The organism is Pseudomonas fluorescens (genome assembly GCF_000967965.1).
In the GTDB taxonomy this organism is placed as follows: domain Bacteria; phylum Pseudomonadota; class Gammaproteobacteria; order Pseudomonadales; family Pseudomonadaceae; genus Aquipseudomonas; species Aquipseudomonas grandcourensis.
In genome coordinates this window covers 241450-257306 of sequence record NZ_LACC01000017.1, presented here as the reverse complement: position 1 = coordinate 257306, position 15857 = coordinate 241450, and the positions used below count along the sequence as shown (strand labels likewise).

Here is a 15857-nt window from a genome sequence, read left to right as displayed (position 1 = left end):
TCGAAGGCGGCTATCTTTTTTTGCTCTTACCAGGTCACGCCAAACCCTGCGGTGTAGCGTGTCTTGTCCAGATCCGCATCGTCAGTGCCGCTGATGATATCGCGCTCCGCCTTCAGGTTCAGCGAAGCCCAGTCAGTCACCTTGTAGCGCAACCCCATCTCGGCATCGAGCGCGTAGTCGGCCACACCCGACAGCGGCTTACCAACCTCGCCATTGGTAAAGAACTCGACGCGCTTGCCGACCAGGTAGCGGTTGTAGTCCCACTTCATGGCCAGGGCGTAGAAGTTGTCTTTGCCGCCATCGGAAAATTCATAGTCCGTACGGTTGTTCAGCGAGCCCAGGGAGAACGCCCCGAGCTCGTTATCCCAGAACTGATAGCCGGGACCGGTACCGACCGTGCGTTGCCGGGAAAGGCCTTCGATCTTGTCGCGTTTGTAGACCAGGCGCCCCTGCCAGAACCATTGTTCGGTCAGGAATCGGTCGATGGAGTATTCCGCCCGCCAGTTGTCCGTGGTCACCACGTCGTCCTGGAACTCACGGTTGTATTCACCTTCAGCGGTGTGCCGCCAGCGCCCGTGTCGCGCACTGGTCTTGAAATCGATGTCGTAGTCATCGGTGTCGTTTTCCGCCCGCTGATAATCCAGCGCGACATCGACGTTGCCTTTCCACACCAGATCCTCGACCACCGGTTTTGGCTTGAGAATCTGCTGGATGCTCGCCAGTTCGACCGTCTTCGGTGCCTCGCCGTTGGCCAGCGTGACCTTGCCGTCGTCCGCCGCCTTCAGCGATTTGGCTTTCTCGCCACTGTAGGCATCCTGCTTGACCAGCAACTCCTGATCGCTGTCCAGGGTCTTGACTTGTTTCCAGTCGATCGTCACCGCACCGGCGTATTCGGTCTGGATCAGCAGCTTGCCGCCATCGAACAGCGTAATCTTGCCGCTCAGCTTGTCACCGTTCTTCAACCACACGGTATCGGCTAGCGAGGGAGTGGAAGCACCAAGGACGGCGAGACACAGCAGGGATCTGGACAACATAAGCAAAATACGGGCTCAGGCTTGCAAGAAAAGTCCGCATTATCCGTAGGAACAAAGCCCTGACAAGGACTGACCCGACTATTTCTGTTGAGTTCATTTCTCAACTTCCTGTGCGGGAATTACTCTACAGACGGTAAAGCACATTTCTTCAGGACTGACGGACGTGACCGATCCAACCGATGAACCCGAGAGCGCAGCGCAAATCCGACGCACGGCGTTGTATTTGACACTGGCACAAGTCCCCGAGGGCAAAGTCGTCAGCTACGGCCAACTGGCCGAGCTTGCAGGACTGGGTCGCGCCGCCCGCTGGGTCGGGCGCACCCTCAGTCAACTGCCCGGCGACAGCAAGTTGCCCTGGCACCGTGTTCTAGGCGCAAACGGGCGTATCAGCCTGCCGGCGGGCAGCCCTTCGGGTGATGAGCAGCGCGCACGATTACGCATGGAGGGCATCAGTATCCTGAACAATCGTGTTGATATTCAGCGCCATGGCTGGCGTCCGGTAGAGCACAGCGGTTAGAGTGCGCGCTTTGTTTCCGTATTTCTTGAGGCAGACTCCAGCCCATGCCCCGTAAAACCTGGCGCGCCGCGCTCGCCGCTTATGCCAGCCCCTCGACACTCGTGCTGTTGCTGCTTGGTTTCGCCGCCGGCCTGCCCTACATGCTGGTGTTTTCGACACTTTCAGTCTGGCTGCGTGAAGCTGGCGTGGCTCGTGAAACCATTGGCTATGCAAGCCTGATCGGCCTGGCGTATGCCTTCAAATGGGTCTGGTCACCCTTGCTCGACCAATGGCGACTGCCATTGCTCGGCAAACTCGGTCGACGACGATCCTGGCTCGTGCTGTCTCAGGCACTGGTCATCCTTGGCCTGATCGGGATGGGTTTCTGCGACCCGCAAAAGCATTTGTCCTGGCTGATCGCCATTGCCGTCGTCGTCGCTTTCGCATCAGCGACGCAGGACATCGCGGTCGACGCCTACCGCCTGGAAATCGCCGAAGACAACCGCCAGGCCGCGCTCGCCGCCAGCTACATGTCCGGTTACCGGGTCGCTGCGCTGCTGGCTACCGCAGGCGCGCTCTTCTTCGCCGAAGGCTTTGGCTCCACCGGCTTCAACTACAAGCATTCGGCCTGGGCTGGCACTTACATCCTGTTCGGTGCCCTGATGGTCCCGGCACTGCTGACCAGTCTGTTCATGCGCGAACCGCCAGTACCGTTGCGCACGCAACTGCAGGCCGGGCGCTACAGCTTCGCGCACCAACTGGCGTCGGTGTTCGTGCTGATCGTGCTGCTGGTTTCGGTGCCGGCCATGTTCACCCAGCTCTACAACACCGACTTCGCCAGCGTGCTGTTCCAGGGCGTGAGCCTGCTTGACCTGCTGCTCGAAGACCGCGCTTTCCTGCGCGCGATCCTCTACACCACCCTCACCGCCCTGTGCCTCTCGGCCATGGGCCGTCGTGGCCTGGCGCCAGTGCTTACACCGGTCAACGACTTCATTCTGCGATACCGCTGGCAAGCGCTGCTGCTGCTCGGCTTGATCGCTACCTATCGGATGTCCGATACGGTCATGGGCGTGATGGCCAACGTGTTCTACATCGACCAGGGCTTCACCAAGGACCAGATCGCCAGCGTCAGCAAAATCTTCGGCCTGATCATGACCCTGGTGGGTGCCGGCATGGGCGGCCTGCTGATCGTGCGTTTCGGCATCCTGCCGATCCTGTTCATCGGTGGTGTCGCATCCGCGGCGACCAACATCCTGTTCCTGATGCTCGCCGACATGGGCCCCAACCTGAACATGCTGGTGCTGACCATCTCCCTGGACAACTTCAGCTCGGGCCTGGCGACCTCGGCGTTCGTCGCCTACCTGTCGAGCCTGACCAACCTCAAGTTCTCCGCCACCCAATACGCCCTTCTCAGCTCGATCATGCTGTTGCTGCCACGCCTGATCGGCGGCTACTCCGGGGTCATGGTGGAAAAATTCGGTTACCACAACTTCTTCCTGATCACCGCCCTGCTAGGCGTCCCGACCCTGCTGTTGATCGCCTTGCACTGGTTCCAGGAGAACCGCCGCGCAGGCCCGACTCCGACACCGGAACCAGTACAGACCCCGGTCGCCGAAGAATCGTAGGCTCTTTACGCAGGAAGAGTCGCGGAGGGAGGAGTGAATCCCGCCCTCCTGCCACACTACCGACCGCACGCCTGTACGCCAGCGGATCTCGCCCGTACAATGCTCCGTCATTTCTCGTCATCAGCAATCGATAACGGCCAACCATGCGCACCAGTCAATTTTTGCTCGCCACACAAAAAGAAACGCCTTCCGATGCGGTCGTGATCAGCCACCAGCTGATGCTGCGCGCCGGCATGATCCGTAAACTCGCCTCGGGCCTGTACACCTGGCTGCCGATGGGCTTGCGGGTAATGCGCAAGGTCGAAGCCGTCGTTCGTGAAGAAATGAACGCCGCCGGCTCTCTCGAAGTGTTGATGCCGAGCACGCAACCGGCTGAGCTGTGGCAGGAATCCGGGCGCTGGGAAGAGTACGGCCCTGAATTGCTGCGCTTCAAGGATCGCCACGGTCGCGACTTCTGCGCAGGCCCGACCCACGAAGAAGTCATCACCGATCTGATGCGCAACGAACTGAGCAGCTACAAGCAGCTGCCGATCAACCTGTACCAGATCCAGACCAAATTCCGTGACGAAATCCGCCCACGTTTCGGCTTGATGCGCGGCCGCGAATTCATCATGAAGGACGCCTACTCGTTCCACGCTGACCAGCCTTCGCTGCAGGTTACCTACGACCGCATGCACCAGGCTTACTGCAACGTGTTCACTCGCCTGGGTCTGAAGTTCCGCCCTGTTGAAGCCGACAACGGCTCCATTGGCGGCGCCGGTTCCCACGAGTTCCACGTGCTGGCCGAGTCCGGTGAAGACGATATCGTTTTCAGCAACGGCTCCGACTACGCCGCCAACATCGAAAAAGCCGAAGCCGTGCCCCGCGAAACTTCCCGCGCCGCACCGAGCGAAGAGCTGCGCCTGGTCGACACCCCGAACGCCAAGACCATTGCGCAACTGGTCGAAGGCTTCAACCTGCCGATCGAGAAAACCATCAAGACCCTCGTGGTGCACGCTGAAGAGAAAGGCAAGCTGATTGCCCTGATCATCCGTGGCGACCATGAGCTGAACGAAATCAAGGCTGCCAACCAGCCAGGCGTTGCCAGCCCTCTGGTCATGGCATCGGAAAGCGAACTACGCGACGCCATCGGCGCTGGTGCCGGTTCCCTCGGCCCGTTGAACCTGCCGCTGCCGATCATCATCGACCGTTCGGTCGAGCTGATGAGCGACTTCGGCATCGGTGCCAACATCGATGACAAACACTACTTCGGTGTGAACTGGGAGCGCGACCTGCCTGTTCCAACCGTTGCCGACCTGCGCAACGTCGTGGCCGGCGACCCGAGCCCGGACGGCAAGGGCACCCTGGAGATCAAGCGCGGCATCGAAGTCGGGCACATCTTCCAGCTGGGCAACAAGTACAGCAAAGCGATGAAATGCGAAGTGCTGGGCGAGAACGGCAAGCCGGTCACCCTGGAAATGGGCTGCTACGGTATCGGCGTGTCCCGCGTGGTGGCGGCTGCCATCGAGCAGAACAACGACGAAAAAGGGATCATCTGGAGCGACACCCTCGCGCCATTCCAGATTGCCCTGGTGCCGCTGCGCTACGAGACCGAGCAGGTTCGCGAAGCCACCGACAAGCTGTACGCGGAACTCACCGCTGCCGGCTTCGAAGTGCTGCTGGACGACCGCGACAAGAAAACCAGCCCGGGCATCAAGTTCGCAGACATGGAACTGATCGGCATTCCACACCGGATCGTGGTCAGCGACCGCGGCCTGGCCGAAGGCAACCTGGAATACAAGAGCCGTACCGAGGCCGACGCACAAGCGCTACCGGTCGCCGACGTGCTGTCCTTCCTTCAGGCCCGCATCCGCCGCTGATAGCAGATATAGAGACGTCATGTTCAAGCGAAACACCTTAGGCCTCGGTGGTGCCGCCTTGTGCGGCGCCCTGCTGGTCAGCGGCTGTGCCAACCACATGTCGCAACGCAGCGAGCAAGAGGAACGGGTCGAGCGCAAATTGCTCGATCACAGCCTGCAGATCGATGTCGGTGAGCCCAAGGTGCTTGAGCTGCCGCAACGGCGGGTGAAAATCCACGAGCAGAAGACTTTCGAAGTCACTGAATACGAAGTCACGCGTCACTACGACCGCTATACGCCGTACCAACCCTGGCGGGAGATCTACGAAATCCCGCTGGGCGCGGTGGCCGTGGTGGCGGGTGTCGGTGCCAACGTGGTCAATGTGTTCGCCCTCGGCAATCTGCCGGACAGCGTGACCAAGGACTGGCTGAGCTACGGTTTCGCCGGGCTCAACCCGTTCATGAACACGCAGTCCCACGGTCGCGCGCAGCAGAACCTGGCCGGTATTGATGAAGTCCAGCGCGACAAGCGCACGGAGTACTCAAGCCTGCCCTGGAGCGAGCGCCCGGTCGAGGTCAAGGCCGGCAAGGAAACCTTCGAACTGACCACCGACAAAAACGGCGTGTTGCGCCTGAATCTGTTGGACAATCCGTTCGCCGAACATGACATCAATCATCTGAGCCGATTGCTGATTCGTGTCGAGGATGCCCAGGACGACGTACACACCGACTCCTCGCTAGCCGTCAGCAGCACCTTGCGCAGCAAGCTCTATGAGGCCCACGGGCTGATTTATGACGATCTCGAAGGCGACGAAGTCAATCAGTGGGTCCACCGGGTCAAGCGCTTGTCGGAGCTGGGTCTTGAAGAAGAAGCCAGCGAACTGGAACAGAGCCTGATCGAACTGACGCGCAATGATCCCGAATTGCAGACCGAATTCCTGAAATCGCTGACCCGGAATGGCGAGCGACTGGTGGCGAATCCGGGGCTGAACTAAAAAGCCAGAAGCCTTCGCGAGCCTGCTCGCGAAGGCGGCCTGACATTCACCACCAAACCTCTATCTTCCGCTACCGCTCAAACAACTCCATCTGCTCGAACCCGCCCCGCAAGTCCTCCAGCCGCACACCGACCCCCAACAACCGCACCGGTTTACCGCCGCGATTGAAGGCCTGGGTCAGCATCAACTGATAACTCCCCAGATCCCGCCCTGCCCCGGCCTGCTCCAATGTAGTCTGGGTGAAGTCGTGGAACTTCACTTTGACGAATGGCTTGCCCGGACGATAGCTGCTGTCGATTCGCGCCATGCGACCCGCCAGGGTCTCCAGCAGCTCGGGCAACTTGTCCAGGCAGCTCTTCAGGTCCGGCAGATCAACGTCGTAGGTATTTTCAACACTGATCGACTGACGACGACTGTCGTTGTGCACCACACGGTCATCGATCCCACGGGCAAGGCTCCAGAGTCGCTCGCCAAAGCTGCCGAACTCACGCACCAGCGCCAACTTGTCCCACTCGCGCAATTGGAGGCAATCGGTGATCCCCAGCTTGCCGAGCTTGTCGGCGGTGACTTTGCCGACCCCGTGCAACTTGTTCACGGGCAAACCGCTGACAAAGTCCTCGACCTGGTCCGGAGTGATGACAAACAGGCCATTGGGCTTTTTCCAGTCACTGGCGATCTTGGCCAGAAACTTGTTCGGCGCCACGCCCGCCGACACGGTGATATGCAACTGGTTGGAGACCCGGCGTCGGATGTCCTGGGCAATGCGCGTTGCACTGCCACCGAAATGCGCACTGTCCGACACATCGAGGTACGCCTCATCGAGCGAGAGCGGCTCGATGATCTCGGTGTAATCGCGAAAGATCGTGTGAATCTCCCTGGACGCTTCTCTATAGGCATCCATGCGTGGCTTGACGATGGTCAGGTCGGGGCACAGCTTCAAGGCATGCCCGGAGGACATCGCCGAACGCACCCCGTACGCCCGCGCCTCATAATTGCAGGTGGCGATCACCCCGCGCCGGTCCGCCGACCCACCTACCGCCAGTGGTTTACCGGCGAGGCGTGGGTCGTCGCGCATCTCGATGGCTGCATAGAAACAGTCACAATCGACGTGGATGATCTTGCGTTGAGTCATAGCAAAGCCGTGTTCATGGCAAAGAAAAGGCGTCATGGCGTGCCGGATAAACAGTATCTCACCGACACCTGTATATAGCACCAGTAGTCTGAATGTTCTTTTCCAATCGTAGGAAGAGTCGATTGTGAATTTGTTTTTTCAATCGAAAAGTTGCTTTCAATAGACCCACAGGCCTTGCCCTGCCTGCCTCACAGACCGATCGGCCTCCCCTTTTGAACGCTAACCGATTGAACGGGAAGAGGTTTTATCGGAAATTGAGGTTGACACCCGAGCGCATCTCTATAGAATGAGCCACACAGACGCGGGATGGAGCAGTCTGGTAGCTCGTCGGGCTCATAACCCGAAGGTCGTCGGTTCAAATCCGGCTCCCGCAACCAAACATCAAAAAAGGCTACTCGAAAGAGTGGCCTTTTTTGTGCGTGCTCATTTTGTAGCATCGAACGCCGAAACACGGCCTGGACGCTCAACGAGACCGAAATCGGAAATCGTTCTGATTCCGAAACTTAGGCCATCCCTGCGACCGTTTGACGCGATTCAACGTTTATTTGACCTGCTTCAGGATTAACGGTTGACACCCCGGCGTATCTCTATAGAATGCCGCCACACAGACGCGGGATGGAGCAGTCTGGTAGCTCGTCGGGCTCATAACCCGAAGGTCGTCGGTTCAAATCCGGCTCCCGCAACCAAACATCAAAAAAGGCTACTCGAAAGAGTGGCCTTTTTTGTATCTGTTGAAAAAGTCCTTTCGCAACAATGACCTGTCACTGTGTAGCAAGTCGTTTGGGAAGCACCCATGCGCCGGGTTCAGACTATGCTCTATTGCAGGCTGAAGCCTTCACGACTGATGACGCGCCGTCCCCGTTGCCCGGTGATAGGCGTTAATATTTGTGATTATTTTTTTCTACAGGGATTGGTAACTTGGCTGGATACCTCCATCCTGTCGCGCACAATCCAAGAGGTGATTGATGCGCGCCAACTCGTCTGATTCACAAGACACTGTCACAGCGACACAACCGATCAATGCCGAGCGCTTGCGCCTGCTTGATCGATTGAGCAAATACCGTCAACCCATTGGCCTGGCGGTCACCCTGCTATTGTTCGCGATTGCGCTGATTGCCTGTCGCCACCTGTTGAGCGAGCTCGACCTTTACGCGCTGCACGACTCAATCCTCGACGTTCCCAAACCTGCCTTGATGGGCGCACTGGCTGCAACCGTTGTGGGTTACATCATTCTGCTCGGCTACGAATGGTCGGCCAGCCGCTATGCCGGGGTGAGCCTGACACCGCGCACTTTGGCGCTGGGTGGTTTCACGGCCTTTGCCATCGGCAACGCCATCGGTCTTTCAATGTTGTCGGGCGGTTCGGTTCGCTATCGCCTCTATGCCCGTCATGGCCTGGGAGCGGCTGAAGTCGCCCGCATGACGTTGTTCGCCAGCCTCTCGCTGGGTTGCGCCCTGCCGCCGCTGGCTGCCCTGGCGACGCTCAGCGACCTGCCAGCCGCATCCACCGCCCTGGGGCTCTCCGAGACATTGCTGGGCGTGGTGGCGAGCGCCGTGCTCGTGCTGTTTTCGGTGCTGGCCATCGGTATCTACCGTCGTCGGCTGCCGGAGCAACCATACCCGGACAACCTGCTGGTCAGGGTCGGGCGTCGCACCTTGCGCCTGCCCGGGCGTCGCCTGACATTCCTGCAATTGATCATCACCGCCCTGGACGTAGCGGCCGCCGCCACCGTGCTCTATCTGCTGCTGCCGGAAACACCGCCCTTCGGCGCGTTCCTTCTGGTTTACCTGCTGGCCCTGGCCGCTGGCGTACTCAGCCATGTGCCGGGCGGTGTCGGGGTATTCGAGGCAATATTGCTGGCGGCGTTTTCCGACACCCTGGGCGCTGCGCCATTGGCGGCCGCCCTGCTGCTCTATCGCTTGATCTACGTGGTCCTGCCCTTGCTGGTGGCCTGCCTGCTGTTGCTGATCAATGAAGGCCAGCGCCTGTTCCAGACACGCCAGACGTTGCGCGCGGCCTCGGGCCTGGCGGCTCCGATACTGGCGGTGCTGGTATTCCTGTCCGGCGTTGTCCTGCTGTTCTCCGGCGCCACCCCGGAAATCGATACCCGCCTGGAACACATTGGCTTTCTGATCCCCCATCGACTGGTCGATGCCTCGCACTTCGGTGCCAGCCTGGTCGGCGTGCTTTGCCTGTTGCTGGCCCAAGGACTGCGTCGCCGGCTGTCGGCCGCGTGGATGCTGACCACCATTCTGCTGCTGGTCGGTGCCCTGCTCTCGCTGCTCAAAGGCTTCGACTGGGAAGAAGCCAGCCTGATGGTGCTGACGGCGAGCCTGCTCGGGGTATTCCGCCGCTCGTTCTATCGCCCCAGCCGCCTGACCGAAGTACCGTTCTCGCCGCTGTACCTGGTGGCCAGCCTGTGCGTGCTCGGGGCGTCGATCTGGTTGCTGCTGTTCGCCTATCAGGACGTTCCCTACAGCCACCAACTCTGGTGGCAGTTCACCCTCGACGCCGACGCCCCTCGCGGCCTGCGCTCGCTGCTCGGCGCCGCTGTGCTGCTCGTGGTGGTGTCCCTGACCTGGCTGCTGCGCACTGCACGTCCGGTCATTCACCTGCCCATGCCCGATGAACTGGAGCGCGCCAGCAAGATCCTCATGGCATCGGCTCAACCGGATGGTGGCCTGGCCCTGACCGGTGACAAGGCGCTGCTGTTTCACACCAATGACGAAGCGTTCCTGATGTACGCCCGTCGCGGCCGCAGCCTGGTGGCGCTGTATGACCCGATCGGCCCGGGCCAGCAACGGGCGGAAATGATCTGGCAGTTCCGCGACCTGTGCGACATCCACCACGCCCGTCCCGTGTTCTATCAAGTGCGCGCCGAGAACCTGCCGTACTACATGGACATCGGCCTGACCGCGATCAAGCTCGGCGAAGAAGCCCGGGTCGATCTCAAGCGTTTTGATCTCGAAGCCAAGGGCAAAGAGATGAAGGACCTGCGCTACACCTGGAACCGTGGCACCCGTGACGGCCTGTCCCTGGAAATCCATGAGCCGGGCCACGCGCCGATGGATGAGCTCAAGGTGATTTCCGATGCCTGGCTGACCGGCAAGAACGTCCGGGAGAAAGGCTTCTCGCTGGGCCGCTTCAGCGATGACTACCTCAAGCATTTCCGCATCGCGGTGATTCGTTTCGAAGGTCGCCCGGTGGCGTTCGCCAACCTGCTCGAGACCTACGGCCATGACCTGGCCAGCCTTGATCTGATGCGCGCGCACCCGGATGCCCCGAAGCTGACCATGGAGTTCATGATGGTCGGCCTGATTCAACATTATAAAAACCATGGATACGCGCGTTTCAGCCTGGGCATGGTGCCGTTGTCGGGGTTGCAACCCCGTCGCGGCGCGCCATTGACCCAGCGCCTGGGCTCGATGGTATTCCGCCGCGGTGAGCAACTGTACAACTTCCAGGGCTTGCGACGCTTCAAAGACAAGTTCCAGCCTGATTGGGAACCCCGTTATATGGCCGTGCCCGCCGGACTCGATCCGCTGGTTGCGCTGGCCGACACTGCTGCCCTGATCGCGGGCGGCTTGACCGGATTGGTGAAACGCTGATGATTCAACGCTCCTTGCGGTATGTATTGGGCACGCTGGTGATAGTGGCCCTGATTCTCGGTGGCGGTTACTGGTACCTGAAACGCCCGGCACCGGAACCGACCCTCGAATTGCTGACCCCGGCCGATGGTGCGGCGATGACCCGTGTCATCCCCGGCACCACGCCACGCGCCCAGGTGCTGGTGGCGGTCAACGAAGACCAGAAACTCAGCGACAAGCAATTGATCACCCTGAGCCGTAGCGGCGCGGCACAAATTGTCCAGGTGATCCTGCCAAAGGACTGCCTGCTGCAAAGCCGCGCCCTGCAATCAGGTCTGCGGGAACTCAAAGGCCCGGCGACCCTGGTCAGCGGCATCGGCCCTGGCGCCGTGCTGGCCTGGCGCTGGTTGTCCGAGCAAAAGGACGACAAGGCCTACGCCGTCTCGGTCGACCTGGCCCTGGAAAAGGGTGGCTGCACGCACCTGTTGCCGAAAAGCGCCGCCCACGGCCACTGGCTGGCGGCGTGGAACGACAACCCGGACGACACCAGTGCCGGCTTCGTGCGTGATCAACCGAACGCCGAGACCAGCATCAGCGACTACGACATCAACCTGCCGCAAGTGCTGAACAACGAACTGCGCAAGATCCTCGTCGGTGGCGACAAAGCCGCTGGCGGCCTGCAGATCCCGGTGGTCGAAGTGCCGGCAGGCCAGGCCAGGGACACCGTGACCCTGTTCCTGTCCGGTGACGGCGGCTGGCGCGACCTCGACCGCGACGTGGCGGGCGAGATGGCCAAGATCGGCTACCCAGTGGTTGGTATCGACACCCTGCGCTACTACTGGCAGCACAAGAGCCCCGAGCAAAGCGCGCTGGACCTGGCTGAACTGATGCAACACTACCGGCAGAAATGGGGCACCAAGCGCTTCATCCTGACCGGCTACTCGTTCGGCGCCGACGTACTGCCGGCGATCTACAACCGTCTGGCCGAATCGGAACAGCAACGCGTCGACGCCATTATCCTGCTGGCCTTCGCCCGTACCGGCAGCTTCGAGATCGAAGTCGAAGGCTGGCTCGGCAACGCCGGCAAGGAAGCCGCTACCGGCCCGGAAATGGCCAAGCTGCCAGCCGCCAAAGTGGTGTGCATCTACGGCGAGGAAGAAACCGACGAGAGTGGCTGCACCGACAAGACGGCGGTGGGCGAAGCCATCAAGCTGCCTGGCGGCCACCACTTCGACGAGAACTACCCGGCGCTGGCCAAGCGCCTGGTGGATGTGATCGAGAAACGTCAGGCGAAGGAAACGGCTGCTACAGAGTGATCTGAGCCAGCCGAAAAAAGCCCTCGTTACCTCACGGTAGCGTGGGCTTTTTACATTCGACCAATCAACGCAACCCCTTGTGGGAGTGAGCTTGCTCGCTCCCACAAGGGATCTTCACTGGCTCCAGAAAATGCATTGACCACAAAAAAGCCCCCGCTGCCGCAATGGCAACGGGGGCTTTTTGATGAGGTTTACATCTCCACCTGCGTCCCCAGTTCAATCACCCGGTTTAACGGCAGATTGAAGAAACGCAAATTGCCGTTGGCGTTCTGCAACATGAAGGCAAACAACCCTTCGCGCCAACGGGCCATGCCTTCGAGCTTGGAGGCAATGACCGTCTCGCGGCTGAGGAAGTAGGTGGTACGCATCGGACTGAAATCCAGTTCATCGAGGTGGCACAGTTTCAGTGCCTGCGGTACATCCGGCTCATCGGTGAATCCGAAATGCAGGATTACGCGGAAGAAACCTTCGCCGTAGGAGTCGACCTCGAAGCGCCGTTGTAGTGGCACCCGCGGGATGTCTTCGTACACCACCGTCAGCAACACCACTTGCTCGTGCAACACTTGATTATGCAGCAGGTTGTGCAACAACGCATGGGGCACGGCATCCGCCCGCGCTGTCAGGAACACAGCGGTGCCCTGAACTCGATGGGGCGGTTGTACGGCAATGCTGCTGATGAAGATCGGCAGCGGCAATCCACCCTCATCGATGCGCTCAACAAGCAACTGTTTGCCGCGCTTCCAGGTAGTCATCAACACAAACAGCACAATACCGGCGATCACCGGGAAAGCCCCGCCCTGGACGATTTTCGGCACGTTGGCGGCAAAGTACAGGCCGTCCACCAGCAGAAAACCGAGCAGCAGCGGAACGGCGAAAAGCGGTGGCCATTTCCACAACAGCAATATCACGGCCGACACCAGGATGGTGGTCATCAGCATGGTCCCGGTCACCGCCACACCGTAGGCTGAGGCCAGGGCACCGGAGGATTCGAAACCCAGCACCAACAGCACCACGCCGACCATCAGCGCCCAATTCACCGCGCCGATGTAGATCTGGCCCTGTTCGGCACTGGAGGTGTGCCGGATGTGCATGCGCGGAATGTAACCGAGCTGGATCGCCTGACGGGTCAGGGAGAACGCACCGGAAATCACCGCTTGCGAGGCAATCACCGTAGCCAGGGTCGACAAGCCGACCAGCGGGATCAATGCCCAGCTGGGTGCAAGCAGGTAGAACGGGTTACGGGCTGCTTCCGGGTCACCCAGCAACAAGGCACCTTGACCAAAATAATTGAGCACCAGCGCCGGCAGCACCAGGAGAAACCAAGCGCGAGCAATCGGCTTGCGCCCGAAGTGGCCCATGTCCGCGTACAGCGCTTCGGCACCGGTCAATGCCAGTACTACAGCGCCGAGAATTGTCACGCCCATGCCCGGGTGGTCGATGAAGAAGCGCACGCCCCACACCGGGTTCATCGCTTCCAGGACCTCTGGATGCTGGCTGATGCCATAGACGCCCAATGCACCCAGCACAAGGAACCAGGTGACCATGATCGGCCCGAACAGAATGCCGATGCGCGCCGTGCCGTGACGCTGGATCAGAAACAGCGCGACCAGCACCACCAGCGACAGCGGCACGACCCAATGGTCGATGCCTTCGAAGGCCAGCCCCAGGCCTTCAATCGCCGACAGCACGGAAATCGCCGGGGTGATCATGCTGTCGCCATAGAACAACGCCGCACCGATCAGTCCGCAGACCACCAGCAACGTGCGCAACTTGGCGTGCCCCGCCGCCGCCCGCCGGGCCAGTGCGGTCAAGGCCATGATCCCGCCTTCGCCCTGGTTGTCGGCGCGCAGTACAAACATCATGTACTTGATCGACACGACCCAGATCAGCGACCAGAAAATGAGTGCCAGAATCCCCAGCACCCCATCATGGTTGACCGGTACGCCGTAGCCTCCGGAAAACACTTCCTTGAGGGTGTACAACGGACTGGTGCCGATATCGCCATAAACCACCCCGACTGCCGCGACCAGCATGCCGATCGGCTTGACCGCCGAATGCTCGGCACCTGCAGCCTGACTACTTGCCTGACCCATCCACCACTCCTACTTCTCAGACCCGGGCTTCTTTGAAAGAAGCACTATGCTTTGTCGTGCAGCATGCGCTGTTTTACTTCACGTTACAGACGTTTTGTTGACTGTAAAAAATCAGTAAAGCGTAACGGCGCGAAGCATAGCGCAGCACTCGTCGTATTTCCCTGCATAAAGCTGGTCAAGTGAACGACTCATCGCTAGAATTGCGCACTTTTTGATCAGAGGCGCAGTTCAAGCGCCCGTCCGTCGGTTTTGCCCTGCCCGGCAAGCGGCGTCACAAAATACCGAGGTTAGACATGTCCACCACTCCTGCGCCGGCCAATCCAAAGGTTGGCTTCGTATCCCTGGGTTGCCCCAAAGCACTGGTCGACTCCGAGCGCATCCTTACCCAGCTGCGCATGGAAGGCTATGACGTGGTGTCCACCTACCAGGACGCCGACGTCGTGGTAGTCAACACGTGCGGCTTCATCGACTCGGCCAAGGCCGAGTCCCTGGAAGTGATCGGCGAAGCCATCAAGGAAAACGGCAAGGTCATCGTGACCGGCTGCATGGGCGTCGAAGAAGGCAACATTCGCAACGTACACCCGAGCGTGCTGGCCGTGACCGGTCCGCAGCAGTACGAGCAAGTGGTCAACGCCGTGCACGAAGTCGTGCCGCCACGCCAGGACCACAACCCGCTGATCGACCTGGTGCCACCACAAGGCATCAAGCTGACCCCGCGCCACTATGCCTATCTGAAGATTTCCGAAGGCTGCAACCACAGCTGCAGCTTCTGCATCATCCCGTCGATGCGCGGCAAACTGGTCAGCCGTCCGGTGGGCGACGTGCTCGACGAGGCCCAGCGCCTGGTCAAGTCCGGTGTCAAAGAGCTGTTGGTGATCTCCCAGGACACCAGCGCCTATGGCGTCGACGTGAAGTACCGCACCGGTTTCTGGAACGGCGCGCCGGTGAAAACCCGCATGACCGAACTCTGCGAAGCCCTGAGCACCCTCGGCGTCTGGGTTCGCCTGCACTACGTTTACCCGTACCCGCACGTTGACGAGCTGATCCCGTTGATGGCCGCCGGCAAGATCCTGCCGTACCTGGACATCCCGTTCCAGCACGCCAGCCCGAAAGTGCTGAAGTCGATGAAACGCCCGGCCTTCGAAGACAAGACCCTGGCCCGTATCAAGAACTGGCGCGAAATCTGCCCGGACCTGATCATCCGTTCGACCTTCATCGTCGGCTTCCCGGGCGAGACCGAAGAAGACTTCCAGTACCTGCTGAACTGGCTGACCGAAGCCCAGCTCGACCGCGTCGGCTGCTTCCAGTACTCGCCGGTAGAAGGCGCACCGGCCAATGACCTGGACCTGGAAGTCGTCCCGGACGACGTCAAGCAGGACCGTTGGGACCGCTTCATGGCGCACCAGCAGGCCATCAGCTCGGCGCGCCTGCAAATGCGCATCGGCCGCGAGATCGAAGTGCTGGTCGATGAAGTCGACGAGCAAGGCGCGGTGGGCCGCTGCTTCTTCGATGCCCCGGAAATCGACGGCAACGTATTCATCGACAACGGCAGCAACCTCAAGCCGGGCGACAAGGTCTGGTGTAAAGTGACTGACGCCGACGAATACGACCTGTGGGCTGAACAGATCTAAACGCAAAAAATACGCAAAGCCCCGCTCTCTTGACGAGATGCGGGGCTTTTTTACGGCTATCGTTTGCACATGGAGGGATTCCTATCAACCAACGCATAAGAGGCAGACGGG

The 15857-nt window shown here is 60.3% G+C and carries 10 protein-coding genes and 2 tRNA genes; 9 read left to right on the top strand and 3 right to left on the bottom strand.

The features are described from left to right. Positions 1–26: 26 nt before the first annotated feature. The gene (locus VC35_RS15380; protein WP_046041202.1) at positions 27–1034 is read right to left on the bottom strand and encodes a DUF481 domain-containing protein; all 1008 of its coding nucleotides are present in this window, start codon (positions 1032–1034) and stop codon (positions 27–29) included. A 163-nt stretch (positions 1035–1197) separates the two neighbouring features. Between VC35_RS15380 and VC35_RS15375 the strand changes: the two genes are divergently transcribed. The 4 genes from VC35_RS15375 to VC35_RS15360 all read left to right on the top strand — a co-directional run bounded on the left by VC35_RS15375 (position 1198) and on the right by VC35_RS15360 (position 5987). Then, positions 1198–1551, top strand: a complete 354-nt coding sequence (locus VC35_RS15375) for an MGMT family protein (RefSeq protein WP_046041200.1) — start codon at positions 1198–1200, stop codon at positions 1549–1551. Between the two features lie 44 nt (positions 1552–1595). Further along, positions 1596–3155 carry an AmpG family muropeptide MFS transporter gene (locus tag VC35_RS15370; protein ID WP_046041198.1) on the top strand — a complete coding sequence of 520 codons (1560 nt, stop codon included), beginning with the start codon at positions 1596–1598 and terminating at the stop codon, positions 3153–3155. Between the two features lie 143 nt (positions 3156–3298). Beyond that, positions 3299–5014 carry a proline--tRNA ligase gene (locus VC35_RS15365; RefSeq protein ID WP_046041196.1) on the top strand — a complete coding sequence of 572 codons (1716 nt, stop codon included), beginning with the start codon at positions 3299–3301 and terminating at the stop codon, positions 5012–5014. Positions 5015–5033: 19 nt separating this feature from the next. Beyond that, on the top strand, positions 5034–5987 hold the full coding sequence (locus tag VC35_RS15360; RefSeq protein ID WP_046041194.1) for a hypothetical protein: 954 nt from the start codon (positions 5034–5036) through the stop codon (positions 5985–5987). 70 nt (positions 5988–6057) lie between these two features. Here VC35_RS15360 and dinB read toward each other — a convergent pair whose 3' ends face one another. Continuing rightward, entirely contained in the window at positions 6058–7119 is a 1062-nt protein-coding gene (gene dinB / locus VC35_RS15355; protein ID WP_046041192.1) for a DNA polymerase IV, read from the bottom strand. Between the two features lie 300 nt (positions 7120–7419). Between dinB and VC35_RS15350 the strand changes: the two genes are divergently transcribed. The 4 genes from VC35_RS15350 (at position 7420) to VC35_RS15335 (ending at position 12022) form a co-directional block, all read left to right on the top strand. Continuing rightward, positions 7420–7496, top strand: a tRNA-Met gene (locus tag VC35_RS15350). Between the two features lie 232 nt (positions 7497–7728). Further along, positions 7729–7805 (top strand) — tRNA-Met (locus VC35_RS15345). A gap of 279 nt (positions 7806–8084) precedes the next feature. Continuing rightward, positions 8085–10727 carry a bifunctional lysylphosphatidylglycerol flippase/synthetase MprF gene (gene mprF / locus VC35_RS15340; RefSeq protein WP_046041191.1) on the top strand — a complete coding sequence of 881 codons (2643 nt, stop codon included), beginning with the start codon at positions 8085–8087 and terminating at the stop codon, positions 10725–10727. Further along, positions 10727–12022, top strand: coding sequence for a virulence factor family protein (locus VC35_RS15335; protein WP_046041190.1), 1296 nt, complete (start codon positions 10727–10729; stop codon positions 12020–12022). Before mprF ends, VC35_RS15335 begins: the two co-directional genes overlap by 1 nt. A 191-nt stretch (positions 12023–12213) precedes the next feature. On the opposite strand, the gene VC35_RS15330 is transcribed toward VC35_RS15335, so the two are convergent. Beyond that, positions 12214–14115, bottom strand: coding sequence for a potassium transporter Kup (locus VC35_RS15330; protein ID WP_046041189.1), 1902 nt, complete (start codon positions 14113–14115; stop codon positions 12214–12216). Positions 14116–14408: 293 nt separating this feature from the next. On the opposite strand from VC35_RS15330, the gene rimO reads away from it, so the two are divergent. Next, entirely contained in the window at positions 14409–15746 is a 1338-nt protein-coding gene (gene rimO, locus VC35_RS15325; RefSeq protein ID WP_034146797.1) for a 30S ribosomal protein S12 methylthiotransferase RimO, read from the top strand. Positions 15747–15857: the final 111 nt, after the last annotated feature.